Below are 15,579 nucleotides of genomic sequence, written 5' to 3'. Positions count from 1 at the left end.
CCAGAAGCCAGCGGACCCGCAGCCTTGCCTTGGGTTCCCCGACGGATGCCGCAATCCGATCCCCGTCGAACCTGATCCGCCCAACCATGGCGGCGGCATCCGATGCGGCTGCGACGGCCGTGCCGACCTCGAGAGCATGGCCTTCAGCCTGGCCACTGGACTCGGCGGCATCGTCGAACCCTCCGCGTTCCAGGCTGCCCTGGACCGTCACGCCGCCCAGGTCCTCCGCGCCTTCGCGGCCTACGTCGACAGGCTTCCTCCCGGCGGCGAGGCCCTGAAGGGCGAGTACTGGTACCTGGAAGGACGCCGAGAGACCGCCGACATGGCTCGGGAGAAGGCCGAACAGTACGAGTACGAGGCCGAGCAGCGCCTCAAGGAGGAGGCCTGACGTGGGAGCAGCCCTGCACCTGGCGCACGTCCAGGCGGCGCCCGTACGGAAACGGAAGAGGAAGGGCGGCGGGAGCGGAGGCGACGGCTACGACGCCCTCGTGGCCCGGGTCTACCAGGACCAGCGCATGACACCCGAAGCCCGCGAACTGATCCTCCTTTTCGCCTGGCTCGCCGTACGTGACCCCGACCGGTTCGACGCAGACGGAAGCCTCATCAGCTGGAGGGAGCGCGCCTCAAAGATTCTCGGCGAGTACGGTCCCGGCCCCCGCAAGCAGTCCCGTCTCGCTGACCTGCTGTATGCGGACCGTCCCCGCTACGAGGATGAGCGCGACGGGTGGGAACAGCGGACGTGCGCCGCCCCCATGATCCGGCGGGCTGGCCTGTGCGGGCAGCATGCAGTCGGCCACGACTACACCGTCGACCAGGACACCGGGTGGCGGACCGCAGTCTGGTACTGCCGCCGTCACGAGTCCTGGGGTCGTGACCTCCGTACACAGCGTCTGGCTCACCCCGGGCCGGAGCCGATTCCGAACGCTGGCGGACTCGTCACCTCGTATCTTCTGTCGGACGGGCAGGAGCAGGCGTGGGCACGCTTGTACAAGGAGGCTGCCGTGTGGAAGCACGACCGCCGCTGGGAACCGCCAACGACGTACGGCGTCGTGGCCGACCACTGGCCCATACCAGGCCAGGATCCGGTACCGCAGCGTGCCCGGCTTCGACTCGTCATCGGCGGCGCGGACTTCCACGACGCGTGATGCCCCGTCAGTCGCCGTCCAGGCCAAGCTCGAGGTCGGGCCGGCAGAACTGGCAGGCGGGGAGTCCGGAGTCGGTGATGGCGAGTCTGGCTTCGACCGTGTTCACGGCGTGCGCGAGGTCTCCGGCCATGTGGCAGTCGGCGGTGTGCACGCCGGTGGGGACGGGTCCGTCGGCGGTGCGCATACGCTCGAGCCGGAACGGTTTCCCCGGACGGCGCGGGCTCGCCGCGGGCACCGGTACCGCGGGCTCTGACGGGCCGCTGGCAGCCTTCGCAGAGCCGACCTGAGGCAGGAGTGGTTCACCGTCCTCCACGTCCCCCAGCGCCCGCTGTACGGCCTCCCGTTGCACCCTCAGGTAAATGCCGATCGTGTCGGTTTCGGCGATCTGGTCCTCGAGCCACCGCAGGATCACGCGGAGACGCTCCGGATCCGGCGGAAGATCATTCATGGGTGCCAGTCAACCACCAGGAGAGAGCCTGATGCAGTCCGAGACCGCCCGCCTGGACGCTGTACGGGCCCGCTTAGACCAGCCCGCCCCGGCCCCGCTCGAGGGCCAGCAGACCATCGACCTCACGACCAGACTGGACGAAGCTGTGAGACAGCACCCGACCGAAACTCAGGAGGACCGATCATGAGCGAACCCACCGAAGACGACTACACCGCCCACGTCGACCGCATCGTCGACCAGGCACACAAGCTCGACGGCTTCAAGCAGCGCATCCTCGAGGAACTGCGCGCCCAAGGGGAGAACACCAACGACGTGCGCATCATCGTCGGCCAGCGCACCGACAACGGCGACTACACAGCCACCGAGGTGATGCGGCCCCAGTGGATGGACCGGCAAGACCAGCAGCCTGACGATCCGGGCCCCGAATGCTGAGGGGCGCTACGCCGCCGACTCCGTAGCCCCGGCCGTGTCCGCGTCGGGCACGCTGTCATCCACGAGCCGGTCCGGGGACCAAGCCCACTTGAACGCCAGCTGCTCCGGCGACACCGCATCGAACCGGGCCTTCAGCTCATTGATCTCGTTCGACACAGTCCGCACCGAAATCCCCAGCCGGGTCGCGGTCACCTTCTGCGGCCGCCCCTCAACGAGGTCCCGCATGATCTCCCGCTGGCGCTGCGTCGTCCGTACCCCGTCCGGCCCGGACACCGTGTCGACCGTCAGCCCGCGCCCGCGCAGTTCCCCGTGCCACGGGTTCGCGCGCAGCCACTTGTCGTCGTACTCGGCAACCATGTACGCGATGACCGCCTGGTCGGTGATCTGCCAGGCGGCGTGTTCGTGGCCGCCTTCGACGAGGTGGTTGGTGATGAACGCGGTCTCGCGGTCGACGATGATGACCCGCTCGAACGCGCCGACCAGCGTCCTGAACTCCGCGGCCCGGCCCTGCGGGCGCTGCGACATGGTCCGCGCGTACTCGGCCGTCACCGGATGCTCGCGCACGGTCGCCTGGTACAGGGTCTTCTTCACCACGCCACGCTGCAGGGCGGCCGTGTCCCGTTCCAACGACCGGGCCAGCTGCATGCGCGAGCGGGGCCCGGACGGCTGCGCGGCCAGGATCTCCCGCTCCGCGCCGCCCACGACATCGTCCAGACGGGCGTTCACGACCGCAGGGTCGGCGATGTACTCGGCGTTGCCGCCGGCCTTCAGCTGGGCGCGCTGGTACTGCCCGTACAACTGCACCGCAGCATCTGGCAGGGACCTCAGCTGCTCGAGGCCGGCGATGGCCTCGGACACGAGCTGTTCCTGACGCCTGCGCAGTGCGGTCTCGGGGTTCAGGGCGATCGGTCGGTTTCCGTCCTCCCCGCCCCACGTCACGCACCCGAGCGCCACGAGTGCGGCGACGGAATCCGCATCCTCTTCCGGGACGGGCTGGCCGGTCACGATCAGGCCAAACACGCGCGCGGTATTCGAACTAGGAAACTCTCTGTGATCAATACCTGAAGTCATGGCCAAAGCCCCCCGCGAAGTCCAAAACAGGGCGCCACCCTGCGCGTTGATGCAATGCGTAAATACGCATCCGACAACAGTTGAGAACGCAATCAGGCTACGGCAACGTAGCCGTGGGGCGTCCCCCGACGCCCGTAGAACCCTTCCTCCCCACACCCCCACGCGTCTAACTGCCAGGAACACGCCGACGGGGCAAGGGAATTCGCAGCGGAAGGGAACTCACGGGAACGGGTCAGACGCCCCGATACTTTTTTACGCCACCAGTTGTCACAACCGAAGAGGGGGACACCACCGTGAAAGACCGCCTGCTCCGCCTGACCGCCACACTCGCCCTGGCCCTCGCCGCCATCACCACCGCCGTAACCACCACCGACGACACGGCCGACAAGCCCGACGGCGACACCACCTGGGGCGCCCCCGCCCCCACCACGGTCCCCTTCAAGGACACCACTTGGGGCTGACCACCCCACCCCCCAATGCCGGCCCGGCAGGCGCGCCCCCAGCGCCCTGCCGGGCCTCCCTCATGTCCGGGGGGAACACCCGCCGCGAACCGCGGGACCGTGAACCCATGCCCCTGCATGACGTCATCCACCGCGCTGAACTGCCCATCGACGACCGGCCACACGGCATCGACCTCACCCGCGACATCCTCCACGCAGCCGTACGCCGGCCCGGACACGTCGACATCTGGTACTACGCCCGCCAGGACAACCAGAAGCACATGCGGCGCAGCTTCCAGGTTGTCGGCACCGGTCAGCCGATCCCGGCCCTCCTCGGACGACACCACGGCACCGCCATCACGGCCGACGACCGGTTCGTGTGGCACGTCCTCGAGAACCACTGCGAGCACCAGGACGTCATCGACGTTACCCAGTTCAGCCAACGACCTGGCACGGAGAGTCTGTGTGGTGACTGCAACGCCCACCTCGGCCGGTCACGGGAGGACCACCCCTGGACGCCACGCTGACCCGTTGTCAGTGCGGTCTGGCAGGCTCCTTGTAGCGAATCGGCCCGTCCCGGACGGTGGGGACGGGCCTCGCGCGTTCCCGGGGACCGATGTCAGCGCCCCGTGCCACACTGGTGCCTTCGCAGTGCCCCGACTGGTCTCCCCCGTCCAGCTCGGGGCACACGCGTGTCCGGGCCCGGAACGCAAAGAAGCGGCCTGCCAGTCCGAAGACCAGCAGGCCGCAAAGGTGCCCCCCAGGCGACGCACCCACGCTACGCCGCCCTCACCTCACCCGGGAAGGACCGCGTTCAACCGTCCCTCCAACCACGCCACACGCCCCGGATCCGGCACACCCTTCACGCTCGCCATCAGCGTCGGAACCAGCCAGTCCGGGCCCAGCACATGCACCACCCCGTCCCACGCTTCCGCGCGGGCCTCGAGCCGGCCCTGCGGGCCCGGCGGAAGCTGCACGATCCGGGACCCGTGGACGACGAGCAGCGGCCACACCCGAACCCCGGGCACGGCCAGCGCCCGCTGCAGGCGGGCCGCCGCCTTCGCTGTCTTCTCCACCTGCTCCTGACGGTCCTCCAGCCCGCAGAACACCCGCCCGGCGCGCAGCGTCGTCTCCCAGCCCTTGTGCCAGTTCTTCGTGTCCACGGCGAGCACCGCATCCCCGGTCGGCGGGATGGCCAGGGCGTCGTAGTCGTTCGGGTACGGCGGCAGCTTCCTGCCGTACGACACCCGCCAGCCGGCCGGTAATCGGTCCAGCAGCTCCGCGGTCATCTGCTCTCCCACAGCCCCGTGCGCTACACGGGCCGTCAGGGCGTCCGCACGGCGTGCTGCCGGGTTCAGCCCCGCCCAGGCCAGGACACGGCGCCGTACGCCCTTCCTGGCCGCCCTACCCTCCCGTGCCGTCCACTCCAGCGGAGACTGACCCGCGGTCACCGGTCAGCCCTCCACCAGCGCAGGTCCTCCGGCTCAGCCCAGTCCGGCTCCACATCCCAGGTAGCCAAATGCCGGGAGTAGGCAGCCACGCAGTCAGCGGCGTACTCCCGCTGCTCCATCGTCATCTTCGACGTCGTCCACCGCCACTTCCCGGACTCCAGCCACACCGTGTGCCAGGCCCCGTTCTCCACCGTGTCCCCGGCCTCCGCCTGCGCCTGGCGCTGCTCCAGCTGACGTCGGGCACGCTCGTCAGCGGCCTTGTGCTGGGCATCCAACGTCGCCTGGTACTTCGGCCTGTACCGCTCGCAGTCCAGGCACGTCACCACCGTCCCCGCCGGCAACGCCCCCTGCTCCGCGGAAGTACCGCACAGCGCCCAGCCGGTTGCCCACTCCTGGAACTTCGGCAGCCACTCGTACAGCGACAGGTGCACCAGGTCGGGTTCGTCAGGAAGTTGCAGGCGCGCCACGGGTACCAGGTAGCGGCGCGACGTATCCAACTCGGTCGCTTCGGTCGCTGGCTGATCGCTCATGCTGCTCCTTTGAGGGTGTCGGGGTTCCAGGTGTCGGGTCCGGGGATGGTGCGGACACGGCGGCCGTGGTGCCGGGTCGGCCATATACGGCCCACCGACCTACCCGACCGTTTGCAGGGCGGGCTTCCGTGGCGGGCTAGGAGTCCTCGAGGGCTCATCGCGACCTTCTGCTTGCAGTCCGGGCACGGAGTACGAATGGTCATCACGCCCCCTGTGGTGCGGTGCGGCGGACACCGCGGAAGCTACGTGCCCACGTCTTCAGCTGGCGCCGCGTCCCGTCGCCGCCACCGCTGTTCCACCACAGCCAGCCGAACAAGGCCGCCCCGCCAGCGGTCATGTAGAGCGTGCTGGTCCAGCCGTTCACAGCGGACAACAGTCCTGCCGAGACGTACGCGATGGTCATCCAGCCTGCGTACCTGCGCGCCGTGATGCGCCCGGACAGGAACAGCAGGCTGAACCCGACAACTACGCAGCCGAAAGCGGCGATCAGGGTGTTGGTGACCATCAGGCTTCCTTCCTGGCTTCGGTGGGTCGGGCGTGTGCGCGGCGGGGCCGGCCACGACGGAGCCGCTTGACCACAGCCTCCGCGGCGAACGTGAGCGAGAGGGAGATCAAGGCGCACAGGACGACAGCTCTCACGCTCAGGGTGCGGGTGTCGGCGAGGAGCATCCAGGTGGAGGCGGTGGCGAGGGCTATCGCGCCGACGAGGATGCATTCAGCGAGCAGGGGTGGGATGCGACGCATGGGCCCTCCGGGGCTTTGATCGGTCTTACCGGCCGGTGGCGATGTCTAAGATGTCCGATTCGGCGGGGGTATCAGGTCGTGCTCACGCGCCACACGGACAGCGGCCGCACGCCGCATCCCCCTCGGAACATGCGTCACATCAAGGCGCTGGTACGTCTCCGACAGACACTTCGCCACCACAAGCCGCGCGATCCCCAGAACATCGGCCGCTTCCGTCAGAGGCCGGCCATCCGCGACCGCCGCCAACACCCGGGCCTGCTTCGGCGACAACGTCGGACGCTTTACCGGTATCTGCCAGTCCGCAGACAGCAGATAGCCCATGTCCAGCCCCATCGCCTTGCACGCCAACGCGAACGTGATCAGCAGTGAAGACTCCCCGCGTTCCAGGCGGGCCACCGTGGACAGGACGACCTGGGAGCGCCGGGCGAGCTCGGTTTGGGTCCATCCGCGGGCCCGGCGTTCGGCGCGGATGCGGTCGCCGATGTCGGCGAGGACGTCGTCCCAGTCCGGCCAGGCCGCCAACGGCGCGGGCCCGCCCTGAGAGGACGGGCCCACCTGAACCGGCGCGGTCACTTGCGGCCCCTGATCGACTTGATGGCGCTGAATCGCCACTCCGTCTCGCGGCCCTTCACCATCAGCCGCAGCCCCTGGTACCCGACACCGGAGACGTAGCCCTTCACCGTCGTGCCGTCCACCAGCGTCATGGTGACGTGGTTGTTCTCGTGCGCCTTCGCGTCGGCTTCCTGGATGCTCATGCCTTCCGGTTCTCCTTCTCCCAGGCTTCGGTGTTCGTCTTCGACTCGCGGGCCAAGCGGCGGCCCGTCTCCACCCACTGCTCCAGCAGCTCCGGGCCCTGCGCCACGTGCCGCTCCAGCCAGTCGGTGTGCTCCTCCGGGTCCGGGCCTTCCTCGAACGGGCCCTGGAACCACACGGTGACCTCCGCGGCCTTCTCCGGGGCAACCTGGTTGAGGGCGTGCAGGGCTCGGGCGAAGCCAGCCGCCATCGAGCCGGCGACGGCCTGCCAGCCCATCGCCGCCGGATGCTGAGGGAGCGGGGACACGAGCGTGCGGGTGTGGAGCTCGCCCAGGTCATGCAGCAGTTGCTCCGGGGTCTCAGCGACCTGGATGTCGTCCTGGGTCTCGGGGGTTGCGGTCATCCGGTGGTACCTCCTCATCAGTCGTCGTCCTCGCAGTCGTCTTCTTCGGCCTCGGCGATCGCCTGGGCGCACTGGGATTCGTCGCCGTCCAGGAAGTCCAGGTCGCAGCCCTCACCGCAGTCCGGGCAGCCATAGCCGTTGCAGCCGGGCGCCTCACAGCCGGAGTCGTAGGCGTCCTGCCCGCAGTGCGGGCAGCCGCGCTCATCCGGTTCCGTGTGGGGCCGGTCGGGGTCGAGGATCTCGATGTGGGTGATGGTGCCGGCGGTGATCTGGATGGGGTCGATCGGGATGAGCGTCATGCTGCGGGGGTCTCCTTCGGAGTCTTGTTGCGGCGGGTGAAGCGAAGGCGTCCGCCAGGGCCTGCCAGGAGCGGGCGGCGGGCAGGCATAGACGCCGGCGTGGGGCTGGCCTGTGCCGCCGGAGACTGCTGTGGGGAGCGCTGCGGCGCCTCGGGCGTGCCGGTCTCCTCGGCGGGGTGCCACACCTCCACCCACACGTCCCCGGTACGCCACACCGCAGCCGTCCGCGCCGGATCCGACACGTCCATGGCGGGCAGCCGATCCGTGGACGACGGGTCCGCGTCCATCCGGTTCGCGAGGTACATGGCCTGCCGGTCCACGAACTGGGTGAACGCGGACGCCGGGTTTGGGCCGGACACGCGGGCGGACACCATCAGCGTGCCGTCCTCCAGGCGGGTCACCGACCACGCGCCGAGGGACTCCCGTCGTCCTGTCTCGGTGTCACGCCACCGCTTCAGCAGGTCGAACTTGGCTTTCACGGCGTCGGGGTGCAGGGCGGGTGTGGTCATGCGGGTGTCCTTGCGTTGAGGGCGGTGGTGAGGCGGGTCAGGGCGCGGCCGGTGAACTGCCACACAGCCAGCGGGTACAGCAGGAACGCGGCCATCACGACGCGGCCTCCCACAGCGTTCGGGGTATGTGATCCACACCGTGCGAGTCACGGGGTCGGCTCGGAACACTCCATCCCGGTCTGGCGGGACGTTGGGCGATGACTCGCCAGCCGGCCGCACGCAGGCTCGCGCCGTCTTCTCCGGCCTGCGTGTACGTGATGAGCCGGGTGTACCCGAGGGCGTACGCGGCGCGGCATGCGGCGCCGTACAGCATGGAGTTGGCGTTGGCCGTTCCGTCGGTGGCGGACCGGGTGACCTCGAGCGTGTGACCGTTGTCGAAGTGGCGGGCGACGGGGCGGCCGACGATGACCACCCCCCGTAGGACTCCGTCCTCGTCGGCAACACCAGAGCAGAACTTGCATCCCACGGGGGGCTGATGGTGCCGGTGCCACATGGCGACGAAGCGGCAGGCGTCTCGGAAGGTGACGGGGACCAGGTGCAGGTTGGCCATGTGGCCTCCTCTCGGCCGTGGGTGTGGGTGTGCAGCCGCCCCACCCCGCAAGGGGGGTGCGGGATGGGGCGGCGGGTGCCGCGCTCAGGGTGCGCGGCCGGAACGGTCCCCAAAGGGGGCGAGGGGACCGCGGGTCAGGCGACTGGGCAGTCATCCCGAGGGCAGGAGCAGCGCACCAACTCACCGGTGTCCATCCGCGAGACCGCCATGTACGGCTGCCCAAGGCGGGAAACCTTGACGTGAACGAAATGGAACTTGATCCCGTTGATCTCACGCGTCCAGAAGTGCTGGACGTGGCTCCGCATTTCGCCGGTACGTGGCCCGATCTTCATGGTGGTGTCCTTTGACGCGCACGCGCCGTCAGAGTCTGTCGTGGTCGGACAGTCGGTGACGACGCGGTAGAGGCGGGCGTCGTGCCCGAAGTCGGCCCACTGCGCCGCGTAGGCGGGGGCTACGTCGTTGAGGAGGTGGTCGCGGACCTTGGCCACGTTGCCGTCAGGGACGTTGGTCTGGACGCTGCCGGGGACGGTGTAACCATCGCTGTCGACGAGGCGCAGGGTCTGCATGGGTTCCCCCGGTGGGTGGTTGGTGCGATGGTTCCAGACTAACCCATTCGCCATTGCATTGCAATGGTCTGCACGGAGTCGGCACCCCAGACACGCCAAAGGGGCCCAACCCGAAAGCCAGACCCCTACGCCCAACACCCCCCGTCAGAACGGAGGCTCGGAATCCCACGCCCCTGCAGCCGCCGTCCCCGGCACATCCGACGCCCACGGATCCTCACGACCCTGCTGCGACGACGCCTGACGGGCAGCGCTGTACGCATCCTGCTTCCCCGTACCCGAACCCCCCTGCGCCTTCTGCACGCTGGCCGTGGCGTACCGAAGCGACGGGCCTATCGAGTCGATGAGCAGCGCCGGCCCGGACCGCTTCTCCCCGTCCCGCGTCTCCCACTTCTCGGTCTTCAGCCGCCCCGACACCACCACCTCCATCCCCTTGTCCAGGGAGTCGGCGAGGTTCTGGGCGTGCTGCCCGAACACCTTCCCGTCAATGAAGAAGGAGTCACCGTCGACCCAATTGCCCTGGTCGTCCTTCCGCCGGGCGTTGAACGCCAGGCGCACCTTGGCCACAGCCGTCCCCTGCGCCGAGAACCGAATCTCCGGCGCGTCGATCAACCGTGCGGTCCCGCTCAATGTCGGCAGGCTCATGCTGCTTCCTCCATCTCGTTCTGCTTCAGCTCTCGTTCACGCGGCACGTACACGCGCCGCCACGGCTCACGCCGGCCCTCCAGGCGGGCCTTCTTCTTGATGCGGGACCATGTCTGCCACACCGCGTCGACGCTCATCTCGAGGCGGGCGGCGATCTCTTCCGGACTGTCGTTGGTCCACTCGAACAGGTACTGGAGGACCTCGCGCCGGTCTTCAAGGCTGAGGACTACGGACTCACCCATGAGCCAGCGGTCCGCAACGTTCGCGCCCTCCGTCCCCGTCGGCTCAGTTGAGTCAGTCAGTGGGTGCGCCTGCGGGTCATCAATGGTGTCGTCGTCCCACGCCAGCGGACCCACCCAGAACTGGCTGCGGGCGTACTGCCGGGCAGCCTCGGCAGCGTCAGCGTCCACGCCCTCAGTCTCCGGCCGAACCGACCACAGGGCGTCGTACAGGCGCGTGACCTGATCGGCCAAAGCGAGCCTGACCCCGACCTGGTGGCGCAAGGTTCGATCAACCCACCAGGTAAAGACACCGAGACGGCTCTCGAGTTCACGCTGAGGCCATCCCAGCCAGATCAGAGCCTGGAGCCTGCGGTGCATGCCCGTCGCGTCCACCACACACGTCGTCCTGATGGTCCCGATGGCGGGCGGCACCGAAGCGGCCAGAATCTTTATCTCCGACCTGCGCGTGATCGGCTCATCGCGCATGACCCGGTAATAGGTCGTACGCCCAACACCAACCAAAGACATGATCTCCTTGTCCTGGTACCCGGCGGCCCGGAACTTCCGAAGGTGCGCGCCAGCTCGCCTGGACGGCACGTGTCCCGGGCGCCCCGTCTCCAGCAGGTACCTGTTCCGCTTCCGCTTGTCCGCGCGGGCCTTCAGGCACTCCTCACGCCTGCATCCGTAGTTCGCGCAGCCGGGGTCCCCGTGCTTGACCCGACTGTTAGCAGGACGCTGGGTCATGCCGCCGCCACCTCCTTCGCAGCCTGCTGCTCCAGCTTCCGCATCACGCTGTTCACCGTCTGCACGTTCGTCCTCAAAGCCCGCGCGATCTGAAGCGGCGGCAGCCCCTTCCTCTGCAGCGCCAGGAACTCCGTCAGTTGGTAGGTGAGAACGTGGTCGCTGGCCCGCATCTGGCCCGGCCGATACGTTCGCCGCCCCTTACGCCGATGCAGCAGGTCCCTATCGTGCTCGGACATGCCGCCCCACACACCGGTCTTCTGCCGGGTCTGCAGCGCCCACTGCCCGCACAGCTGCATAACCGGGCACCGCCAGCACACGCGCTTGGCTTCAGCCGTCTGGACCATGGCCGGGCCGGAGTTACCGATGGGGAAGAACAGCTCGGGGTCCTCGTCCCGGCAGGAGGCGAAGGACCGCCAGTTGGCCTGGTTGGGCGCGGCGGGCTTCGGAGGGCGGCGGGTGGTGGTGCTCGTGGTGCTCATCGGTTGGCTCCGGGAAGGGTGTAGAGGCGGATGATGGCGCCAGGCTGGGTGAGGGCTTCGGGGTGTTCTCCGGGGTAGACCTTGCGGATGGCGAGGTCGACGATCTGGGAGTCGTCTTTGATGACGCCGGACTCGGAGAGGGAGTCCAGGACGGCGCGGGCGTGGTGGTCGATGTCGGTGCTGTAGCGGGTGATGGGCCAGGTGCGGCGCCGTTTGGGGGCGGACGGCGGTTTGGGGACGGTGACGGTGATGTCTGCTCGGGTGGGGATGTTGGCGTAGAGGCCGTGTTCCTTCTTGGCTATCCGGCAGGTGAGGCAGATGCCGTTCCAGTCGGTGTATCCGTGGGCGCCGGTGGCGTCGCGGGCGGCGAGGATGATGGCTTTGCGCCAGGGCTTGAGTTGTTTGGCGTTGCTGTGGACGGCCCCGCGGCCTTTGCCCATGAAGGAGACGCGTCCTTGGCCGGCTGGGTCGCCGTGGACGACGATGGCGACGGCTTGTTCCCAGACGTCGGTGCTCGGGTCGGGGGCGGTCATGGTCACTCGGTGGGCTCCTGGTCGTCGTCGATGCGGGTCTGGGTGACGGAGATGGTGATGGGGACGGCTCCGTCGGCGTCGGCTGCGCAGAACACCCACTGGTGGATGGCGGGGTCGATGTGGACGTGTTCGTGGTGTGCGAGGTCGACGTATTTGCCGTTGGGGAGGAGGAGGTTGCATTCGACGGCGAAGGGGGTTTTGGGGAGGTGGCCGATGCGGAGGAGGTCGCCGTTCCAGGCGCGGAGGCCGGGGTGTTTGGTGATGGCGGCTCCGAGCTGGTTGTCGCCGTTCTCGGCGGCGACGAGGGCGTCGACGTTGGCCTGGTGGAGGGCGGCGGCGAGGGCGGCCACGTAGCCGGGCGCGTGCTCAGCCATCGCGTTCTGCCCTTCGCTGCTGCATGCGGATGGCGTCGGCAACGGTGTGTCCGTTGACGGTGACGAGCGGGGCCTGCTCCTTGGCGAGCGTCAGCGCGGTGTCGAGGTCGAAGCGGTGGGCGTTGAGCCAGTCGTCGCCGCGGTCGTACTCCTTGACTCCGTAGTCCCAGGTGCCGTCGGAGCCGAGGCACATGTCGCCGCCGCGGATGACGGCGTAGCGGTCGTTGCCGCGGTACTGGACGCGGATCTGGAAGCCGTGGGAGTTGATGTCGTCCTCGGGTACGCAGTTGACGGCGTACTCGGTGGCCCGGACGGTGGCTTCGGGTGCGTTGGGGGCTTCGTCCTGGGCGCGATTGGTGACCTTGAGGTACCAGGCGGGCGGTTGCTCGGTCACGACTGGGGGTGCTCCTTGGTCTGTTCGGTGTCGGCGGCGAGTTGTGCGGCGATGTGGGCGCCGATCTCGTCGCAGGAGAGGGGCTGGGTGTCGGTGACGCCGAGCTCGGAGGCGGTGAGTTGGTCGCCGAGGGCTCGGTCGCGTCGGTCGTTCAGGGGGATGGGGATGGTTTCGGTGATGGCGGGGTCGCCGGGGTGGGCCCAGGTGGGGGTCTTGCGGAGTTCGAGGCCGGTGAGTTCACGGCGGGTGAGGGGCTTGATCCTGGTCAGGTCGGCGTGGAGTTGTTCGCAGGTGGCGGCCTGTATGCGGGCGGCGGTTGCGGTGGCGGGGCTGTCCAGGACGTAGGAGTGGGTGGCGCCCATGCGGCAGGTGGCCTGCCAGGTCAGCGTGCGGGTGTGGTGGGTGTAGTGGAGGGTGCCGTCGTTGAGGGTGCGGGTGGCGGTGCCGTCGGCGTGGTCGGTCCAGTCGCGGATGCGGTGGATGGGCAGGCCGGCTTGGCGGGCGGCGTGGGTGGCGTAGATCTGCGGGTTGGTGACGAATTCCCGGTCGCGGGTGGGGAGCTGTTTGCGGGGCTTGACCAGGGACAGCTTCCGTACCTTGACGAGGGACAGCTTGGGCGCGTCGGGGTTGTCCTTGCGCTGGGTGCGCTTGCGGGCCGGCCGGGCGGGGGCGGCACCGGCGGTGCGCTTTGCGGTGGCTGTCTTGCGGGCGCGGGGTGCGGGTGTGGTGTCGGCTGTCTTCTTCGCGGTGCGTTGCCGTGTGGTCATGGCCGTTCTCCGTCCTGCGGATCGGTGTGCTGTTCGGTGGTGCTCCGGTGCTTGTGCTGGTGGTGGGTGATGAGGAGTGCGAAGCAGGTGAGGACGACGAGGGCGATGCCGTCCGGCCAGGTCACGGGAGGACGTTCGTGAGGGGGTAGTAGGCGCGGTTCTTGACCAGCTGCTTGAGGCCGGTGATGTCGGCGGATGCGTAGCGGCGGGTGCTGGTGGTTCGCCAGGTGTTGACGTCGCACATCAGGGGCTTGCGGCCGTACCGGTCTGTGGGGCAGGTGGCCGGGTGTGTGAGGCCGACGGCGTGCGCGCTCTCGTGCCAGATGGTGTTCTGGCGGACGGCTTCGTGGAAGTTGCGGCCGGCTGCCCAGTAGTCGCTGTTGATGAACACGGAGGCGCTGTAGGGCTTGCTGCCGACTGAGCAAGGGGTGGTGAAGGATGCGTTGGGCCGGTTCGGGTCGGGCTTGGACATCCACCGGTAGCTGATGGTGTGGCTGGGCAGGCACTTGCTGGTGGAGGCGGCCACGATCCGGGTGGTCACACTGATCTTGACGCCGAGGTGGGTGGTGAGTTCGGCGGCGTTGTTGCGCAGGTAGGTGGTGAGCTTGGTGCGGCTGGTCGTGTCGTGGAACGTGATCTGCCACGGGGCGGTGTCGATGTGGGTGACGGAGGACCGGAGCTTCCAGCCGTTGCCGGAGGTGACGGGCCCGGTGGCCCCATGCGCGTCGCTGACTGTGGTGACGAACACCCCGGTAGCGACGACGACGACGGTGGCGGAACCGAGCGCGAGGCCCTTGCGGTCGTTCATGAGCGGTGCCCCTTCCGGGCGTTGCGGTTGCGGGTGTGGAGCGAGCTGGTCTCACGGCCCTGCTTGCGGGCCAGCCAGGTCTGGGCGACCTCGGCTTCGGCGTTGGTCTGCGCGATGTGGCTGTTCATCAGGCCGATGACGGTGGTGGCGTAGCCGACGACGTACAGGTCGGCGGGCACGGAGTGGCCGGCGTCGGCGTCGAGCATTTCCTCGGAGCGCCGCTTGAGGTCGTGGACGTTCTCGCCGGCGCGGTGTTCGTCGTAGGCGTCGGCGACGCCCATGGCGTAGAAGGGGTCGCGGGCGAAGGGGCTGACGGCCGGGGTGATGGTCTGGATGGTCATGGCGTGGGGGCCCTTTCAGGCGGCGGGGGTCTGGGTGGTGGCGTGCTTGGCGGCGCGGAGGATGCAGCCGATGACCTCGGACGTGGAGGGCGGCTGCTGCTCGCCGATCGGCGTGGTGAACGTCCACTGCGACACGTGCTCGATCAGGTCGGGCTGTCCGGCGCTGTCGGGGACCTCGTAGTTGCCGATGGAGGCGGAGATGGCGCGGATGCAAGCCATGGCGGGCTCGCTGGCCTCGATGAGGTTGCGGGACGTGCCTTCGTCGTCGAAGAAGGCGTCGGGGAGGGTGGCGCCTTCGGAGATGAAGTAGGCGAGGGCGCAGATGTCGAGCTGCAGGACGCCGCCGTGCGGGTAGGTGGCGAACTGTTCGCCGGTGTGGAGTCCGTAGGCGGCGATGAAGCCGGCCATCTCTTCCAGGTGCTGGGCGGTGTCGTGCATCGGGTCTCCCCTGGGTTGAACTCCCGGGCCGCACAGAGGCGGTGTCGTGTACGGCCCGGGAGGGGTGTGGTGGGTCAGGCCGTCTCTTGGTGCCGGTCGGCGCAGGTGGGGCACTGGACGCGACCGAGGTTGAAGCCCTTGGACTCCTCGATGACGTGGGCGTCGGGGTCTTCGGCGTCGAAGATGCAGCCGCAGACGCAGGAGCAGGCGCAGCGCCGGATGTCTCCGCTGGCCGGGAGCGGCATGCGGATCAGGCGGGCGATGCGGGCCATGACGTCGAAGAAGTGGTGGCTGGTGCCGGCTTCGTCGGCTTCTTCCATGAGCTCGTCGAATGCGTCCTGGGTCGTGGCCAGGAGGCCGTTGTAGTCGGCTTCGAGGCGTGCGAAGGCATGCGTGATCACGGCCACGGGTGCTCCTGGGATGGCAGAACGGGGTCAACAGCCCTGGCTATAGGGCGTGTTGCCGTCTTGGTGTGTCCACAGTAACCCATGCCCCAT

Annotated in this window: 29 protein-coding genes and 1 pseudogene; 5 read left to right on the top strand and 25 right to left on the bottom strand. The window is 68.7% G+C overall.

Going from position 1 to position 15,579, the window contains the following annotated elements; all coding sequences use genetic code 11:
• Nucleotides 1-136 precede the first annotated feature (136 nt).
• The gene (locus tag ACZ7M7_RS42055; RefSeq protein WP_472126684.1) at nt 137-388 is read left to right on the top strand and encodes a hypothetical protein; all 252 of its coding nucleotides are present in this window, start codon (nt 137-139) and stop codon (nt 386-388) included.
• A 1-nt stretch (nt 389) separates the two neighbouring features.
• On the top strand, nt 390-1,145 hold the full coding sequence (locus ACZ7M7_RS42050) for a hypothetical protein (protein WP_472126681.1): 756 nt from the start codon (nt 390-392) through the stop codon (nt 1,143-1,145).
• A 7-nt stretch (nt 1,146-1,152) separates the two neighbouring features.
• Here ACZ7M7_RS42050 and ACZ7M7_RS42045 read toward each other — a convergent pair whose 3' ends face one another.
• Entirely contained in the window at nt 1,153-1,593 is a 441-nt protein-coding gene (locus ACZ7M7_RS42045) for a DUF6233 domain-containing protein (RefSeq protein WP_472126679.1), read from the bottom strand.
• 183 nt (nt 1,594-1,776) lie between these two features.
• Here ACZ7M7_RS42045 and ACZ7M7_RS42040 point away from each other — a divergent pair, with 183 nt between their 5' ends.
• On the top strand, nt 1,777-2,025 hold the full coding sequence (locus ACZ7M7_RS42040; protein ID WP_472126676.1) for a hypothetical protein: 249 nt from the start codon (nt 1,777-1,779) through the stop codon (nt 2,023-2,025).
• A 6-nt stretch (nt 2,026-2,031) separates the two neighbouring features.
• Here ACZ7M7_RS42040 and ACZ7M7_RS42035 read toward each other — a convergent pair whose 3' ends face one another.
• Nucleotides 2,032-3,045, bottom strand: coding sequence for a LuxR C-terminal-related transcriptional regulator (locus ACZ7M7_RS42035; RefSeq protein WP_472126673.1), 1,014 nt, complete (start codon nt 3,043-3,045; stop codon nt 2,032-2,034).
• A gap of 344 nt (nt 3,046-3,389) precedes the next feature.
• On the opposite strand from ACZ7M7_RS42035, the gene ACZ7M7_RS42030 reads away from it, so the two are divergent.
• Nucleotides 3,390-3,557: a hypothetical protein gene (locus ACZ7M7_RS42030; protein ID WP_472126670.1), complete on the top strand. Its 168-nt coding sequence runs from the start codon at nt 3,390-3,392 to the stop codon at nt 3,555-3,557.
• Nucleotides 3,558-3,664: 107 nt separating this feature from the next.
• Nucleotides 3,665-4,063, top strand: a complete 399-nt coding sequence (locus ACZ7M7_RS42025; RefSeq protein ID WP_472126666.1) for a DUF7352 domain-containing protein — start codon at nt 3,665-3,667, stop codon at nt 4,061-4,063.
• Nucleotides 4,064-4,330: 267 nt separating this feature from the next.
• Here the strand turns inward: ACZ7M7_RS42025 and ACZ7M7_RS42020 are convergent, their stop codons facing one another.
• The 23 genes and pseudogenes from ACZ7M7_RS42020 to ACZ7M7_RS41910 all read right to left on the bottom strand — a co-directional run bounded on the left by ACZ7M7_RS42020 (nt 4,331) and on the right by ACZ7M7_RS41910 (nt 15,489).
• The gene (locus ACZ7M7_RS42020; RefSeq protein WP_472126842.1) at nt 4,331-4,837 is read right to left on the bottom strand and encodes a nuclease-related domain-containing protein; all 507 of its coding nucleotides are present in this window, start codon (nt 4,835-4,837) and stop codon (nt 4,331-4,333) included.
• Between the two features lie 146 nt (nt 4,838-4,983).
• Nucleotides 4,984-5,517: a hypothetical protein gene (locus tag ACZ7M7_RS42015; RefSeq protein ID WP_472126663.1), complete on the bottom strand. Its 534-nt coding sequence runs from the start codon at nt 5,515-5,517 to the stop codon at nt 4,984-4,986.
• Between the two features lie 202 nt (nt 5,518-5,719).
• The gene (locus tag ACZ7M7_RS42010) at nt 5,720-6,022 is read right to left on the bottom strand and encodes a hypothetical protein (RefSeq protein WP_472126659.1); all 303 of its coding nucleotides are present in this window, start codon (nt 6,020-6,022) and stop codon (nt 5,720-5,722) included.
• Entirely contained in the window at nt 6,022-6,261 is a 240-nt protein-coding gene (locus ACZ7M7_RS42005) for a hypothetical protein (protein WP_472126657.1), read from the bottom strand. Before ACZ7M7_RS42005 ends, ACZ7M7_RS42010 begins: the two co-directional genes overlap by 1 nt.
• Nucleotides 6,262-6,306: 45 nt before the next feature.
• A complete protein-coding gene (locus tag ACZ7M7_RS42000) occupies nt 6,307-6,873 on the bottom strand; it encodes a helix-turn-helix domain-containing protein (RefSeq protein ID WP_472126654.1) in 567 nt (188 codons plus the stop codon).
• On the bottom strand, nt 6,831-7,016 hold the full coding sequence (locus ACZ7M7_RS41995; protein ID WP_472126651.1) for a hypothetical protein: 186 nt from the start codon (nt 7,014-7,016) through the stop codon (nt 6,831-6,833). Before ACZ7M7_RS41995 ends, ACZ7M7_RS42000 begins: the two co-directional genes overlap by 43 nt.
• Complete coding sequence (locus ACZ7M7_RS41990; RefSeq protein WP_472126648.1) at nt 7,013-7,417, bottom strand: hypothetical protein; 405 nt, start codon at nt 7,415-7,417, stop codon at nt 7,013-7,015. Before ACZ7M7_RS41990 ends, ACZ7M7_RS41995 begins: the two co-directional genes overlap by 4 nt.
• Nucleotides 7,418-7,434: 17 nt before the next feature.
• Nucleotides 7,435-7,716: a hypothetical protein gene (locus tag ACZ7M7_RS41985; protein WP_472126645.1), complete on the bottom strand. Its 282-nt coding sequence runs from the start codon at nt 7,714-7,716 to the stop codon at nt 7,435-7,437.
• The gene (locus ACZ7M7_RS41980; protein WP_472126642.1) at nt 7,713-8,225 is read right to left on the bottom strand and encodes a hypothetical protein; all 513 of its coding nucleotides are present in this window, start codon (nt 8,223-8,225) and stop codon (nt 7,713-7,715) included. The genes ACZ7M7_RS41985 and ACZ7M7_RS41980 overlap by 4 nt, the downstream gene beginning before the upstream one ends.
• A gap of 94 nt (nt 8,226-8,319) precedes the next feature.
• On the bottom strand, nt 8,320-8,775 hold the full coding sequence (locus tag ACZ7M7_RS41975) for an XF1762 family protein (RefSeq protein ID WP_472126639.1): 456 nt from the start codon (nt 8,773-8,775) through the stop codon (nt 8,320-8,322).
• Between the two features lie 134 nt (nt 8,776-8,909).
• Nucleotides 8,910-9,341, bottom strand: a complete 432-nt coding sequence (locus tag ACZ7M7_RS41970; RefSeq protein WP_472126636.1) for a hypothetical protein — start codon at nt 9,339-9,341, stop codon at nt 8,910-8,912.
• Between the two features lie 144 nt (nt 9,342-9,485).
• Nucleotides 9,486-9,983, bottom strand: a complete 498-nt coding sequence (gene ssb / locus ACZ7M7_RS41965) for a single-stranded DNA-binding protein (RefSeq protein WP_472126633.1) — start codon at nt 9,981-9,983, stop codon at nt 9,486-9,488.
• Nucleotides 9,980-10,732: a hypothetical protein gene (locus tag ACZ7M7_RS41960; protein ID WP_472126630.1), complete on the bottom strand. Its 753-nt coding sequence runs from the start codon at nt 10,730-10,732 to the stop codon at nt 9,980-9,982. The genes ssb and ACZ7M7_RS41960 overlap by 4 nt, the downstream gene beginning before the upstream one ends.
• Nucleotides 10,733-11,127: 395 nt before the next feature.
• A pseudogene (locus tag ACZ7M7_RS41955) lies at nt 11,128-11,427 on the bottom strand (WhiB family transcriptional regulator); the annotation flags it as partial.
• Nucleotides 11,424-11,960, bottom strand: a complete 537-nt coding sequence (locus ACZ7M7_RS41950) for a RusA family crossover junction endodeoxyribonuclease (RefSeq protein WP_472126838.1) — start codon at nt 11,958-11,960, stop codon at nt 11,424-11,426. The pseudogene ACZ7M7_RS41955 and the gene ACZ7M7_RS41950, both read right to left, overlap by 4 nt.
• Before the next feature lie 2 nt (nt 11,961-11,962).
• Nucleotides 11,963-12,334 carry a hypothetical protein gene (locus ACZ7M7_RS41945; protein ID WP_472126628.1) on the bottom strand — a complete coding sequence of 124 codons (372 nt, stop codon included), beginning with the start codon at nt 12,332-12,334 and terminating at the stop codon, nt 11,963-11,965.
• Nucleotides 12,327-12,728, bottom strand: a complete 402-nt coding sequence (locus tag ACZ7M7_RS41940; protein ID WP_472126625.1) for a hypothetical protein — start codon at nt 12,726-12,728, stop codon at nt 12,327-12,329. Before ACZ7M7_RS41940 ends, ACZ7M7_RS41945 begins: the two co-directional genes overlap by 8 nt.
• On the bottom strand, nt 12,725-13,495 hold the full coding sequence (locus ACZ7M7_RS41935; RefSeq protein ID WP_472126622.1) for a hypothetical protein: 771 nt from the start codon (nt 13,493-13,495) through the stop codon (nt 12,725-12,727). Before ACZ7M7_RS41935 ends, ACZ7M7_RS41940 begins: the two co-directional genes overlap by 4 nt.
• Nucleotides 13,492-13,620 (bottom strand): hypothetical protein, encoded by a 129-nt coding sequence (locus ACZ7M7_RS41930; protein WP_472126619.1) that lies wholly within the window; start codon nt 13,618-13,620, stop codon nt 13,492-13,494. Before ACZ7M7_RS41930 ends, ACZ7M7_RS41935 begins: the two co-directional genes overlap by 4 nt.
• Entirely contained in the window at nt 13,617-14,303 is a 687-nt protein-coding gene (locus ACZ7M7_RS41925; RefSeq protein WP_472126616.1) for a hypothetical protein, read from the bottom strand. The genes ACZ7M7_RS41930 and ACZ7M7_RS41925 overlap by 4 nt, the downstream gene beginning before the upstream one ends.
• Nucleotides 14,300-14,644 carry a hypothetical protein gene (locus ACZ7M7_RS41920; RefSeq protein ID WP_472126614.1) on the bottom strand — a complete coding sequence of 115 codons (345 nt, stop codon included), beginning with the start codon at nt 14,642-14,644 and terminating at the stop codon, nt 14,300-14,302. The genes ACZ7M7_RS41925 and ACZ7M7_RS41920 overlap by 4 nt, the downstream gene beginning before the upstream one ends.
• A gap of 15 nt (nt 14,645-14,659) precedes the next feature.
• Nucleotides 14,660-15,082, bottom strand: coding sequence for a hypothetical protein (locus tag ACZ7M7_RS41915; protein WP_472126612.1), 423 nt, complete (start codon nt 15,080-15,082; stop codon nt 14,660-14,662).
• Nucleotides 15,083-15,156: 74 nt separating this feature from the next.
• Nucleotides 15,157-15,489 carry a hypothetical protein gene (locus tag ACZ7M7_RS41910; RefSeq protein WP_472126609.1) on the bottom strand — a complete coding sequence of 111 codons (333 nt, stop codon included), beginning with the start codon at nt 15,487-15,489 and terminating at the stop codon, nt 15,157-15,159.
• Between the last annotated feature and the right edge of the window lie 90 nt (nt 15,490-15,579).

This window comes from Streptomyces sp. NPDC111606, from assembly GCF_055656945.1.
The sequence above is the reverse complement of the archived record's forward strand: the minus strand, read 5'-3'. Positions and strand labels throughout refer to the sequence as shown.

Coding starts and splice junctions, on each gene's coding strand:
- ACZ7M7_RS42055 (WP_472126684.1), top strand. CDS start 137: ATGGCCTTCAGCCTGGCCACTGGACTCGGCGGCATCGTCGAACCCTCC.
- ACZ7M7_RS42045 (WP_472126679.1), bottom strand. CDS start 1,593: ATGAATGATCTTCCGCCGGATCCGGAGCGTCTCCGCGTGATCCTGCGG.
- ACZ7M7_RS42040 (WP_472126676.1), top strand. CDS start 1,777: ATGAGCGAACCCACCGAAGACGACTACACCGCCCACGTCGACCGCATC.
- ACZ7M7_RS42025 (WP_472126666.1), top strand. CDS start 3,665: ATGCCCCTGCATGACGTCATCCACCGCGCTGAACTGCCCATCGACGAC.
- ACZ7M7_RS42015 (WP_472126663.1), bottom strand. CDS start 5,517: ATGAGCGATCAGCCAGCGACCGAAGCGACCGAGTTGGATACGTCGCGC.
- ACZ7M7_RS42010 (WP_472126659.1), bottom strand. CDS start 6,022: ATGGTCACCAACACCCTGATCGCCGCTTTCGGCTGCGTAGTTGTCGGG.
- ACZ7M7_RS42005 (WP_472126657.1), bottom strand. CDS start 6,261: ATGCGTCGCATCCCACCCCTGCTCGCTGAATGCATCCTCGTCGGCGCG.
- ACZ7M7_RS41995 (WP_472126651.1), bottom strand. CDS start 7,016: ATGAGCATCCAGGAAGCCGACGCGAAGGCGCACGAGAACAACCACGTC.
- ACZ7M7_RS41990 (WP_472126648.1), bottom strand. CDS start 7,417: ATGACCGCAACCCCCGAGACCCAGGACGACATCCAGGTCGCTGAGACC.
- ACZ7M7_RS41985 (WP_472126645.1), bottom strand. CDS start 7,716: ATGACGCTCATCCCGATCGACCCCATCCAGATCACCGCCGGCACCATC.
- ACZ7M7_RS41980 (WP_472126642.1), bottom strand. CDS start 8,225: ATGACCACACCCGCCCTGCACCCCGACGCCGTGAAAGCCAAGTTCGAC.
- ACZ7M7_RS41975 (WP_472126639.1), bottom strand. CDS start 8,775: ATGGCCAACCTGCACCTGGTCCCCGTCACCTTCCGAGACGCCTGCCGC.
- ACZ7M7_RS41970 (WP_472126636.1), bottom strand. CDS start 9,341: ATGCAGACCCTGCGCCTCGTCGACAGCGATGGTTACACCGTCCCCGGC.
- ssb (WP_472126633.1), bottom strand. CDS start 9,983: ATGAGCCTGCCGACATTGAGCGGGACCGCACGGTTGATCGACGCGCCG.
- ACZ7M7_RS41960 (WP_472126630.1), bottom strand. CDS start 10,732: ATGTCTTTGGTTGGTGTTGGGCGTACGACCTATTACCGGGTCATGCGC.
- ACZ7M7_RS41950 (WP_472126838.1), bottom strand. CDS start 11,960: ATGACCGCCCCCGACCCGAGCACCGACGTCTGGGAACAAGCCGTCGCC.
- ACZ7M7_RS41945 (WP_472126628.1), bottom strand. CDS start 12,334: ATGGCTGAGCACGCGCCCGGCTACGTGGCCGCCCTCGCCGCCGCCCTC.
- ACZ7M7_RS41935 (WP_472126622.1), bottom strand. CDS start 13,495: ATGACCACACGGCAACGCACCGCGAAGAAGACAGCCGACACCACACCC.
- ACZ7M7_RS41925 (WP_472126616.1), bottom strand. CDS start 14,303: ATGAACGACCGCAAGGGCCTCGCGCTCGGTTCCGCCACCGTCGTCGTC.
- ACZ7M7_RS41920 (WP_472126614.1), bottom strand. CDS start 14,644: ATGACCATCCAGACCATCACCCCGGCCGTCAGCCCCTTCGCCCGCGAC.
- ACZ7M7_RS41915 (WP_472126612.1), bottom strand. CDS start 15,082: ATGCACGACACCGCCCAGCACCTGGAAGAGATGGCCGGCTTCATCGCC.